At 44.8% G+C, this 11,488-nt stretch carries 14 protein-coding genes and 1 pseudogene; 6 read left to right on the top strand and 9 right to left on the bottom strand.

What is annotated here, in order from left to right:
* Positions 1-7: 7 nt before the first annotated feature.
* Together ABIA61_RS23605 and ABIA61_RS23600 are read right to left on the bottom strand one after the other, a co-directional pair.
* Positions 8-313, bottom strand: a complete 306-nt coding sequence (locus ABIA61_RS23605; protein ID WP_404581333.1) for a hypothetical protein — start codon at positions 311-313, stop codon at positions 8-10.
* A 45-nt stretch (positions 314-358) separates the two neighbouring features.
* Positions 359-559: a hypothetical protein gene (locus ABIA61_RS23600; protein ID WP_404581332.1), complete on the bottom strand. Its 201-nt coding sequence runs from the start codon at positions 557-559 to the stop codon at positions 359-361.
* Positions 560-740: 181 nt separating this feature from the next.
* On the opposite strand from ABIA61_RS23600, the gene ABIA61_RS23595 reads away from it, so the two are divergent.
* Both ABIA61_RS23595 and ABIA61_RS23590 read left to right on the top strand, forming a co-directional pair.
* Positions 741-1,220 carry a GAF domain-containing protein gene (locus ABIA61_RS23595; RefSeq protein WP_134911241.1) on the top strand — a complete coding sequence of 160 codons (480 nt, stop codon included), beginning with the start codon at positions 741-743 and terminating at the stop codon, positions 1,218-1,220.
* An 89-nt stretch (positions 1,221-1,309) separates the two neighbouring features.
* Entirely contained in the window at positions 1,310-1,789 is a 480-nt protein-coding gene (locus tag ABIA61_RS23590; RefSeq protein WP_283654614.1) for a hypothetical protein, read from the top strand.
* Between the two features lie 103 nt (positions 1,790-1,892).
* Here ABIA61_RS23590 and ABIA61_RS23585 read toward each other — a convergent pair whose 3' ends face one another.
* On the bottom strand, positions 1,893-2,657 hold the full coding sequence (locus tag ABIA61_RS23585; protein WP_404581331.1) for a MerR family transcriptional regulator: 765 nt from the start codon (positions 2,655-2,657) through the stop codon (positions 1,893-1,895).
* A gap of 138 nt (positions 2,658-2,795) precedes the next feature.
* Positions 2,796-3,380 carry a TetR/AcrR family transcriptional regulator gene (locus ABIA61_RS23580; RefSeq protein ID WP_283654612.1) on the bottom strand — a complete coding sequence of 195 codons (585 nt, stop codon included), beginning with the start codon at positions 3,378-3,380 and terminating at the stop codon, positions 2,796-2,798.
* A 196-nt stretch (positions 3,381-3,576) separates the two neighbouring features.
* On the opposite strand from ABIA61_RS23580, the gene ABIA61_RS23575 reads away from it, so the two are divergent.
* Positions 3,577-5,577 (top strand): oxidoreductase, encoded by a 2,001-nt coding sequence (locus tag ABIA61_RS23575; protein WP_404581330.1) that lies wholly within the window; start codon positions 3,577-3,579, stop codon positions 5,575-5,577.
* Between the two features lie 78 nt (positions 5,578-5,655).
* On the opposite strand, the gene ABIA61_RS23570 is transcribed toward ABIA61_RS23575, so the two are convergent.
* The 3 genes and pseudogenes from ABIA61_RS23570 to ABIA61_RS23560 form a co-directional block, all read right to left on the bottom strand.
* Positions 5,656-6,027 (bottom strand): MerR family transcriptional regulator, encoded by a 372-nt coding sequence (locus ABIA61_RS23570; protein WP_283654610.1) that lies wholly within the window; start codon positions 6,025-6,027, stop codon positions 5,656-5,658.
* A 93-nt stretch (positions 6,028-6,120) separates the two neighbouring features.
* Positions 6,121-6,870: pseudogene (locus tag ABIA61_RS23565) on the bottom strand (transcriptional regulator); the annotation flags it as partial.
* Entirely contained in the window at positions 6,797-6,949 is a 153-nt protein-coding gene (locus ABIA61_RS23560; RefSeq protein ID WP_283654608.1) for a hypothetical protein, read from the bottom strand. The gene ABIA61_RS23560 and the pseudogene ABIA61_RS23565, both read right to left, overlap by 74 nt.
* 252 nt (positions 6,950-7,201) lie before the next feature.
* Here ABIA61_RS23560 and ABIA61_RS23555 point away from each other — a divergent pair, with 252 nt between their 5' ends.
* The 3 genes from ABIA61_RS23555 (at position 7,202) to ABIA61_RS23545 (ending at position 9,697) form a co-directional block, all read left to right on the top strand.
* Positions 7,202-7,666, top strand: coding sequence for an AbrB/MazE/SpoVT family DNA-binding domain-containing protein (locus ABIA61_RS23555; RefSeq protein WP_283654607.1), 465 nt, complete (start codon positions 7,202-7,204; stop codon positions 7,664-7,666).
* 305 nt (positions 7,667-7,971) lie between these two features.
* Entirely contained in the window at positions 7,972-8,274 is a 303-nt protein-coding gene (locus ABIA61_RS23550) for an ArsR/SmtB family transcription factor (protein WP_283654606.1), read from the top strand.
* A 31-nt stretch (positions 8,275-8,305) separates the two neighbouring features.
* On the top strand, positions 8,306-9,697 hold the full coding sequence (locus ABIA61_RS23545) for an aldehyde dehydrogenase (protein ID WP_283654605.1): 1,392 nt from the start codon (positions 8,306-8,308) through the stop codon (positions 9,695-9,697).
* Between the two features lie 87 nt (positions 9,698-9,784).
* Here the strand turns inward: ABIA61_RS23545 and ABIA61_RS23540 are convergent, their stop codons facing one another.
* Positions 9,785-10,213 (bottom strand): universal stress protein, encoded by a 429-nt coding sequence (locus tag ABIA61_RS23540; protein ID WP_283654604.1) that lies wholly within the window; start codon positions 10,211-10,213, stop codon positions 9,785-9,787.
* A 27-nt stretch (positions 10,214-10,240) separates the two neighbouring features.
* Entirely contained in the window at positions 10,241-11,470 is a 1,230-nt protein-coding gene (locus tag ABIA61_RS23535; protein WP_283654603.1) for an MFS transporter, read from the bottom strand.
* Positions 11,471-11,488 lie beyond the last annotated feature (18 nt).

Genomic DNA, 11,488 nt, shown 5'->3' with positions numbered 1-11,488 from the left:
TGCCACTTTAGGAGGAGGCGCGGGAAGCGGCACGGGCCGGTTTCTGCACAACATCCTTGTACAATACGCCCAGCATCGACTGAATTTCCTTCAATTCCTCGATCCCTGCACCGGTAATGCTGAACATATCGTCATGCGGAGCCAAGAAATTTTCCAGCGTCAGGTTTTCCAGCTCCTGCTTAACCTCGCGTTCCCCTACGCGGTATCCGCGTTCTTCGAGTACAGGTTGAATATCTCTCACCGTCAAATCGTTTTGATGTGCATAGGAAAGCATCTGGATTCGGATAAACAAATTTTGAACATCTGCATGCATGGTTGTAGCTCCTTCCCGGCTTAAGCCAACATCGTTATATTGTTTTTACCCATAGGAAACAAGCCGGAAACAAATGAGTGGCAACCCTTTTGAATTGTAGAAACCAAGCAGCGAAGGCGATCCACTTTTCATAAAATGTACGACTACCGTCAGAATCAGACTGGCCACCACTCCTGAGCTGATTGAACTATGTACCTTTTTCATACCTGACAACTCTTGTTCTTCTCCTGAAATTACGCTGTACAAAGATTAGAGTACTAAGGTCGCTGAAAAGGTTACAGATGTATTTTCCTCTTGACTGAATATATACAATCGTTATATCTTAAATTAATTAACCAATGGTAAAAGTAGCTTGCAGAATTACCTTTTTCTGCCCACATATACAACAGATAATGGTAAAAAATTCACTGATAGGAGCGTGGACTACATGTTTCAGGCTATCCCTTACGAAGGCACACGTCACGAACAATTTGAATCGGTTCTTGGACAACTCCGGGCACTCATTCATGATGAACCCAATACTATTGCAAACCTGGCGAACGCTTCTGCATTGCTTGGTCATTTTCTGCCGGATATTAACTGGAGCGGCTTCTATCTCTATGATGGAACCGAGCTTGTACTCGGTCCATTTCAGGGCCAGCCTGCGTGTATACGAATTCCGCTGGGACGCGGTGTATGCGGTACAGCCGCAGTAGAGCGACGGACCCTTGTCGTAGAAGATGTCCATGCGTTCCCGGGCCATATCGCCTGTGACGCGGCTTCCAACAGCGAAATCGTCATCCCCCTCATCAAGAACGGGGAACTGCTGGGAGTGCTGGACATTGACAGCCCGCTAAAAGCCCGCTTTGACCACGAAGATCGTGTATTCCTAGAGGAATTTACGGCTATTCTGGTAGCCAGTTTGTAACCAAAATCCGCGTATAATCATCGTCTTCCTTCGCCACAATATATGAGGGTCTGGAACCCAAAACCATCCGGTGAAGGAGATTGATGACAATGTACAACAACACCATGGCTCCACAACAGCAGCTTCGTCAATGTGAACAAATTATGCAGCAATTGGTACAACAAACACAGCAAGGAACTGCCATGTATCAGCAGTTACTGCAACAGGAGCAACAAAATGCATCCAATCTAGAGGATCTGGTGCAACGTGAACGTAATGCAGCTCAAATGATCCAAACCGCAATCCAGCACCATCAACAAGCTGTGCAGCAATGCCAGCAAGTCATTCAATTGTGTAGTCAGTTGGAAAACACCATCCGCTCCAGCAGCCAAATGACTCAACCCGGCTTTGGCGATAACTACGCCTCCCGTAGTATGCAACCGTCCTCCTATGGTATGGGAAGCCACATGAATCAAAGCTTTCCGCAACACATGGGTGCAACTGGGCAGCAACATGCAGGCAGCGGTAACATGCAACACTACGGTAACAACAGTCAGCAAGGCATGAGAGCGACACACAGCAGCATGTAAAACTGCTTTACACGCAAAAGGGATGAACAGCAAGCCATTAAATTAGCTTGCTGTTCATCCCTTTTTATACTTCTTCTCGCAGCCTTTCCCACCAGCTGTTGAGTTAGCTTAATTCACGTTCGGCCAGCACCTTCATCCCGTCTCGCAAATACTCAGCCAATCCGGGTTCATATCCTTCATACATTTTTCTGAAGTCCTCATGCTCCACATACAAGTCTCCCAGCCCGCTATAAATCTCTGCTGTAGGTGTATAGAATCTGCTTACCCATTGGAGATGGCGGCGGATCAAAGCCTGTACTTCTTCACTGTTATGCTTCAATCCCTTATTCATAGCTTCTGCCAACTGCCGATGAATTTGATCCGCCTCTGCCTGAGAATCCAAATAATCCTCTTTGGACCAGTTCTTCGTTGCTGTTTTGCTCTCCTGAATTTTTTCATCAGCCTCATGACCATAACGTTCCGTCAGATCACGTTCATACATTTCCTGCTTTTCCGGGTCAAACCCTTGGTACAATTGCTCCGGTTTCATCGTCTGTTCTCCTTTCACATGAGCCACCGTTTCGTCGATGGTCTGTAGGAGAGTATGCAAGCGGAAGACTTTGTTCTGCACCTTGCTTCGATGCTCCAACAAAAACTCGGCCGTTTTTTCCTTCGTCTGCTCCAGCAAGTCGCCAATGTCGGATAATGGTAATTCCAGCTCTCTGTATACCATAATCTGCTGTAGTCTCAACAGTTGCTCCTGTTCGTAATAGCGATACCCGTTATCCCCGACATGGTGCGGTTTCAGCAATCCGATTTCATCATAATAATGTAATGTTCGTACGCTGATTCCCGACAGACCGGATACTTCCTTCACCGTGTAAGCCATTCCGCTTCACCTCCCTTGTTACGCAGTCTACAGCCTCACGTGGCGTGAGAGTCAACCCAGCATTATTGCCCTAGTATTACCTTTTACCCGTTAAGCGTGTGGTGAACCGTCCCTGTGACTAGGATAAAATCAATTCCTTTATTTAAAGATCGTGATCAGACGACTCATATATTCACGCATATTTACAATTAAATCCGAGTCGCCATCATGAAGACACCAGTTGTACATGACCCCACGAGCTGCAATAAATAAGTAGTCTGTTATCTCTTCGGATGTCATGCTTTGATCCAACTCTCCCACGGCTTGCCCTCTCTCTATAATCTGTTGAAGTATATTTTGCATATCACGACCTTTAGTAATGAAAAGCTTGTTATTACTTGTATATAACTGTTGCACCGTCTCTAAACCAACATTCTGATTATATTCCGCATAAACCTCAAAATATTGAATAAGATCCTGCATAATACTTTCTGATGGTAGTTCATTCTTAAATTTCAATTCAAAGTAGCCATCCGCCTGTGCATACATCTCTACCAAAATATCACTTTTAGTCTTGAAATGATTATAAAATGACCCTACTGACACGCCGGCCTTCCGACAGATATCCTCAATTTTAATTTTTTCCAGGCTCTTTTCATGCATGAGCTCTAATGTACTGTTGTATATATTTTTTTTAGTCTGCAGACTTTGCAGCTTGCGTCCATTCAATTGTTTTTTTGACACTCACTTACTCTCCCTCTCTATTGTAAGTATTTCTCTTTCTCAGGTGCCCTGTTCATATTACTTAATTATAATAGGAAATGCTATTTTGTTTAATTGTGAAAACAATCACATAATAATACCTGCTCCTATTCTATACTGAATCCATTCGGTGAATGTATTCAGTTAAACGAATGATCCATACTTAGGAGGTATTCTTATGAAAGAAGAACATCAAATTTTATACGAGCCTATGAAAATTGGAAAACTGGAAATTAAAAACCGCTTTGTAATGGCTCCCATGGGTCCTGGTGGGCTTTGTGATGCCGATGGTACCTTTAATGAACGTGGCGTCGAATATTATGTTGAACGGGCAAAAGGTGGGACAGGTCTACTCATTACAGGTGTAACGATGGTTGAAAATGAAATTGAGAAATGTGCCCTGCCGTCCATGCCCTGTCCTACTCTAAATCCCTTGAATTTCGTTAAAACGGGTAAAATGATGACGGAGCGGATTCATGCATACGGCACAAAAATATTTCTACAATTATCCGCAGGATTTGGCCGGGTAAGTATCCCTTCAATTGTTGGTAAAACAGCTGTCGCCCCTTCTCCCATTCCTCATCGCTGGCTTCCCGATGTAACTTGTCGTGAGCTGACCATTGACGAAATCCACACCTATATCAGAAAATTTGCGGAATCCGCAGCTATTGCCAAAAAGGCAGGCTTTGACGGTATTGAAATCCATGCGGTTCATGAAGGCTATTTATTGGATCAATTTGCGATTTCTTTCTTTAACCATCGGAAAGACGAATACGGAGGAAGTCTGAGAAACCGCTTAAGATTTGCCATAGAGATCGTTCAAGCCATCAAAGCCGAATGTGGACAGGATTTCCCGGTATCTCTTCGATACAGCATCAAAAGCTTTATTAAAGATTGGCGTCAGGGCGGATTGCCAGGCGAAGAGTTTAAGGAGCAGGGAAGGGATATTGAAGAGGGGATTGAAGCTGCCAAAATATTAGAGGAAGCCGGGTATGATGCTTTCAATGGGGATGTCGGTTCTTACGACTCTTGGTACTGGGCACATCCACCCATGTATCAGGAAAAAGGTCTTTATCTTCCTTACAACAAAATTTTAAAAACCATTCTAAAGGTACCTGTGATTACTGCTGGCAGATTGGATAATCCAGATTTGGCCAGCAAGGCTATACGCGAAGGAAAAACCGATATGATTGCACTTGGTCGACCATTGTTAGCTGATGCTGATATCCCCAATAAAATCAAGGCTGGGAAAATAGAAAAGATTCGTCCCTGCCTCTCCTGCCAGGAGGGCTGTATGGGTCGATTGGCATCTTTTGCAACGATTTCATGTGCCGTTAATCCGGCTTGCGGCAGAGAAAAAGACTACGCACTTGGAAAAGCAGACCAGTCCAAAAAAGTTTTGGTGATTGGTGGAGGGCCGGCAGGATGTGAAGCTGCCCGTGTAGCTGCTATTCGGGGACATCACGTTACCTTATTTGATAAAAATAACCGATTGGGAGGTAATCTAATCCCGGGCGGAATTCCAGACTTCAAGGAAGACGATCATTTACTTGCGGCCTGGTACGAAGGGGAACTAAAGGATTTAAAAGTTGACGTCCGATTGAACACCGAGGTTAACCGGACTACCGTAAAGGAATATGCAGCAGATGCCGTTATTTTTGCTACCGGCTCCTCTCCAAAAACCTTCTCCATCGGTACATCTACCAAGGTGTATTCCGCAGAAGAGGTTCTGCTTGGGAAAAAAGATCCCGGTGCTTCCACTGTAATTGTCGGGGGCGGGCTTGTGGGATGCGAAACTGCACTCTGGCTTGCTGATCAAGGTAAAAAAGTAACCTTGGTGGAAATGCAAGAAGATATTTTAACCGTAGGCGGACCCCTGTGCCATGCAAATGAAGATATGCTGCGTGACCTTGTTGCATTTAAGGATATCCATCTCCTGACCAACGCCAAAATTGTCGATGCCAACGATCAAGAATTTGTTCTTAAAAACAAAAATGGTGAAGAAACGATTCTAAAGGCCGATTCAGCGATTCTAGCTGTAGGATATACTCCTCAACAATCGCTTTATGAAGACATCCAAAATGACGTTTCCGAAGCCTACTTAATCGGTGATGCCAAGCAAGTACAAAATATTATGTACGCTGTCTGGGATGCGTATGAGGTTACCAGAAATATATAGTGCCCTGCTCCCTCCGAAGAGCCGTTTGCTTTTTAAGCAAACGGCTTTGGCTTTTTTACCTTTGCATCAAATACTTGGTTAAGAGAAGCTTTTTCCCATAACAACTTGATCATAGTAGGCAATCTTCTGAATGATTTTCTCCAAATTGTGTTGTGTTTGGGCCATATGTTCTTCTACCTTTTTCTTATGAGCTACGAGAAGATCTCTTCTTTCATGCACGGTGGCTTCGCCTTTTGCATTAAGCTCAAGGTATGCCTTAATCTCTTCAATCGTCATCCCGGTATCTTTCATAGCCATGACAAACCTGATCCAGTCGATTTGTTTATCCGTATATACTCTTCTCCCGCCTTCATCCCGACCGACATCAGGTAATATACCCTCTTTTTCATAATAACGAAGTGTTGATGCAGGCAATCCACTCTTGATTTGAACTTCTTTGATGGAGTACATGGTCATTCCCCTCCTCGTTTTTATTGTAGTTCTTAAAGTTAGCTTTAACTATAAGTATAAGTTTTCATAGAAAAGAGTGCAAAGTAATGAGAAATAGCGGTTAGCAGCCGTCATAATATTCAAAAGCTCTGTAACCATTTCTTTTTCCGATTTATCCACAGTCGTACAAATATACTCCACATAATCAGAGAGCACACTTACATCTCCAGATAAAAGCTTATTTACATAGATATTAACTTGTGCCCAATGCTGCGTATCCTCGTCCGTCTCTTTAACCCAGCTTAAATCAGCGTAAGCGTAAGTATATTGTAATGCCTGCTCATAATCTCCATGTGCTTCACAGACACTTGCGCATAGCAAATCAGCATAGGCGATGTATCCAAACAATGGCCCCCTTGTTTTCTTTTCATTTTCCCTTTTCTTTCGCTTATTCTGACGATGGTCTAGGGAGTATTGGATTTTGGCTTTATCCCGCATTTTTTGGACTGTCTTATCAACCTTCCCCCACTGACGCAAGGAACGATACACATTCGCCAGGTCTTTCAGCGCATCAAGCTGGTCTATTTCATCAAGCCGCTCTACAAAGGGATGAAAATGGCATGCTGCCTCAAAGTTTTGATTTTGGTCATCTCCGATGTTAATCGTAAACAAACGATACTGGCAAAGGGCCAGTCGTTCCGAATATTGCTTTCTCTCACTGATCGCCACGCTCTCGTAAAGGATGGCTGCCGCCGCATGTTTACCGTCTTTGAAGAAGTCTTCCGCCACATTAAACTACAACAAGGAATACACCAGATTGTCCATTAACAAATCGGCCATTTGCTGAATACAGTCCTGCTGTTCGTCCAAGTCGGGTAATATTCAGTCCGTTTGTCTTCATGTATGTATCAAGCTCTGCTCGAATCGTGATTGTATGGTTCACAATAAACAACCCCTTTAACGTTCATAGGATAAAGTTACGTTACTGCTCTGTGGCACAAATCCGATTTCAATCTGGTATTAGACGCAAGCTGTGCTAAAATTATTATTTTTCCACAAAAAAGTATACCATTTTATAGAATTTTTTTGTATACTTTTCAACAGTTTACTTAATATATGCGATTGCTTCTCTAAGCCTATTTTTTTTTCTCCTCTTTATTTAGTATTATAAGGATATAAAAAAGGAGGTTATCATTTGAAAAGTACAGGTATGACACGTCCCTTAGATTCGTTAGGTCGTATCGTCATTCCCAAAGAGATGCGAATTTCAATGGATTACAAGATGGGTGATCCTGTTGAGATTTTTGCTGATGAGGAAACGGGTATTCTCGCCTTACGAAAATATACCGGGGTGACATGTAAAATGTGTGGTTCGGCGGAGCAATTGACTTATTTTAGAGACAGCTTTATTTGTGGGGAATGTATTCGTGATTTGAAAAATGGTACGAATTTCAGCCCTATCACCAGGCCGTCCAAATCGACTTTCTCTAACAGGGAAAGGCCATTGAAGCAATCCAAACGTCTGCGTCGATCAACGCAACAGATGATCGAAAGCCTAAAAGAATTGATGCAAAAGCAACCCAATGCAGCACAGCACGAATATGCAAAGATACTTGAGGTTTCCCAAGCCCGTATATCCCAGCTTAAAAAAATGCTATAACTACAGATTGCTATCCTACATAGGTATAACATCACCAATCCCATGCACCATTACATTTGAACTGTATTACGAAACATCATAGCTAACCGACAAAAAACAATGGATGACCATGGCGAGAATTTCATACTAGGCATAAAGAACCGCCGGTTGATATTATTCAGGCGAAAGAACCTGTATCCGGTGGTTCTTTGTATCTAGTGTTATTTTGTATGTTATTCTTTTGCTCGACTTGAATACTCACATCAAAAAGACTATACTCCTTCCATTAGGTTTAAATGATTAAACATTTAAGGAGATACTATAGTATGGGAAAACAAGCAATCGAGCTGCTTCGAGCGTGCATTCCTACTTTTCAGACTTTAAGCGAACCGCACCGTCAGGATATTCTGCTGTTACTTTCAGAGAATGGCAAAATGACCGTCAACGATATTACGCAGCATTTGGTTTTGTCACGACCTGCCGTTTCCCACCATTTGAAGCTTCTGAAGAATGCGGGAGTCGTCCAACTGGAACAACGAGGCACGGAGCATCATTATTTTTTAGCCTTGGAGGATTCGATACAGTTATTGAAAAACCTAGTTACAACGCTGGAGCGGGACTGCCTTTAATAGAAAGGATGAATAGGAGGGTACGTACTTTATGGAGCAGCTAACATCAGAGCAGGTCAGCCACATTTTACAGCAGCATCGCCAATTTTTTCACAGTGGGCAAACCCGCAGTGTTGAGTTTCGGCTAGAGCAGTTACGGAAGTTGACCCATGCCATCCAACGTTATGAGCAACCGATTATGACCGCCTTGTATCAGGATTTACGCAAAAATGAATTTGAAGCCTACACTACGGAAATCGGCTTTACTCTGGACAGTATTCGTTATATGACAAAGCACCTCAAGCGATGGATGAAGCCCCAAAAGGTGAAAACACCTATTTATCATCCTCTAACCAAAAGCTATATGTACAAGGAGCCTTACGGAACGGTACTAATTGTCGGGCCGTTTAACTACCCATTTCAATTGTTAATTGAGCCGCTCATTGGTGCCATCGCCGGAGGGAATGGGGTCGTTATGAAGCCATCCGAAAATACACCTGCCGTTGCCGCCGTCATCAAGAAGCTGATACGTGAAACCTTCGATGAGTCTTATATCCGGGTGATTGAAGGCGAAAAGGAAGTCACATCCGCGTTGATTAACGCCCCTTTTGACTATATTTTCTTTACGGGGAGCGTGGGGGTTGGCAAAATTGTCATGGAGGCGGCGTCCAAAAATCTGGCACCTGTCACTCTGGAGCTGGGAGGAAAAAGCCCGGTCATTGTGGATCAATCCGCGAATATTGAGATTGCGGCCAAACGTATTATTTGGGGAAAGATGATGAATACGGGTCAGACCTGCATTGCCCCTGATTATGTGCTTGTCCATAAAGAGGTTCAGCAGGAACTAATGGAGCAGATGAAAGCTGCAATTACAAGCTTTTATGGTCAGGATGCTCAGCAAAGCAGCGATTACGGCCGTATCGTTAATGAGCGACAGTTTGACCGATTGGCTGCTATGATTGAGCAGGATCGAGAGAATATACGCTTTGGTGGCACAACGCTTAGGGAAGACCTCTATATTGAACCTACCCTTCTGGAGTCCCAATCCTGGTCAGATGCTGCGATGCAGGATGAAATATTCGGGCCGATTCTGCCGATGCTGGAATTTGAACAGCTGGAAGAGGCCATCCAAACGGTAATGGATCATCCGAAGCCACTGGCACTGTATTTATTTACAGAAGATAAACAGGTTGAACATGAAGTGCTTACCCGCCTGTCCTTTGGAGGTGGATGTGTGAACGATACGGTGTCTCATATTTCTAACCCTCATATGCCCTTCGGAGGCGTTGGAGCAGCTGGTATGGGCGGTTACCATGGAAAATATAGCTTTGATCTCTTCTCTCACACCAAAAGTATCATGAAGAAAAACTCCAAGGTCAACAACAAGCTTCTATTCCCGCCTTACGGGGATAAACTCAAGTGGGTTCGGAAAATTTTTCGCTGATATCACTACTAAAAAAGCCCGGCTGATCTGGGGAGGTATACGCATCATGCGTATCTCCGTCCCTTTTCAGACAGGCTTTTTTACCGTTTATTTTACCGTCAACACAGGGCAAGGTGCATGCTGGATCACATGATGGCTGACGCTGCCCAGGATCATTTCGGAAACCAGCCCTTTGCCCCGTGTTCCCATAATGATCAGATCCGCCTGCTCCTGCTCTGCACTTTGGCAAATGATGCTCGCCGGATCACCATGACCCGTCAGCATACGGTACAAAATACCCTCGTCCTTCAAAAAGTCGGATGCTGGCTCCAATATATGACGCCCTTCCTCCTCCATTCGCTCATCCACATCCACCCCAACCGGGGGCTCATTCATGGATAAAGCCGGATTCACATGCAATACGGTCAGACGCGGTTCACCCTGAAGCTGTTTGGACAGCGCTTTGGCTGTCTCCAACGCCTTCATAGCGTGTTCCGAACCATCGATCGCAACCAGAATATGCTTGTATTCGCTCATACTCTTTTCCTCCTCAGAAGTTCATTCTTAGTGAGCATCAATCTGTATATCCTGCATATGTCGACGACGTACGATCAGTACCACTACACCCAGCAGTACCATCAATGCGCCAAAATAAAATGGAGTTTCCGCCGTATACCACTCGGACAGCTTCCCTGCAAGCCACGGCGAGATTGCCCCACCCAAAAAACGCATAAAGCTGTAAGCCGCAGATGCCGTGGAGCGCTCCACCGGAGCTGCCTGCATCACAGCCGTTGTGATCAATGTATTGTTAATCCCCAGAAAAATACCAGCCACGATCACCGCAACAATGACGGTCTTCGGTGAGCCTGCGACTGTTCCTATCGCCATAACGCCTAAATCAATGGCAAACAGCGTCAGCATGACACTAATGGAAGATACCACGCTAAAGCGTGCTTGAATCTTCGGTGCTACAAACACCGAGGTAAAGGCCAGCATAATCCCCCAGCCGAAAAAGACATAGCCCAAACCGTGCTCGTCCAAATGCATCACATATGGAGAATACGCCATCAGCGTAAAAAATCCGAAGTTATACAACAAAGCCACAATGCCCAGCGTTAGCAGGGCCGGATAAGTGAGCGCTTTGAACGGATCAGCAATCGAACCGCGCTTTTTAGGCTTCGGAATCGAAGGCAGCATAAATGTAATGAACAAAAATCCCACCACCATCAGCGCAGCTACACCGAAGAACGGACCGCGCCAAGAAATGGAGCCTAGCTCACCGCCAAGCAGCGGGCCGACCGAAATCCCGAGACCCAGGGCCGCCTCATACAAAATAATGGCTTTGGCTGTTCCCGAAGTGGACAGACCAACAATGGCAGATAGCGCCGTAGCAATAAACAGAGCGTTCCCCAGACCCCAGCCTGCCCGGTAGCCCACAATCCCGCCAACCGTATCGGCTGTACCTCCCAACCCGGCAAACACAATAATCAACAATATCCCGGTCAGCAGCGTCCATTTGACACCCAATCGGCTGGACACTACGCCCGTAATCAGCATAGCTACGCCTGTCACCAGATTATAGCTGGTGAACAGCAGTGACACCTGACTCTTGGTGGCATGAAGCTGATCGGCGATGGCCGGAAGGATAGGATCGACTAATCCCAGTCCCATAAATGAAATAACGCAGGCAAAAGCAACCGCCCATACCGCCTTGGGCTGAGACAGCAAGCCTGCCTGTTTTTTTAACTCATCAGGTAACTTTAACTCATCAGGTAATGCGTGTTGTGAACTCATAGTAGGATGTAACCTCCA

Origin of the sequence: Paenibacillus sp. RC21, from assembly GCF_044907935.1 — a bacterium.
In the GTDB taxonomy this organism is placed as follows: Bacteria; Bacillota; Bacilli; order Paenibacillales; family Paenibacillaceae; genus Paenibacillus; species Paenibacillus terrae_A.
This window is presented reverse-complemented; position numbering and strand designations above follow the sequence as displayed.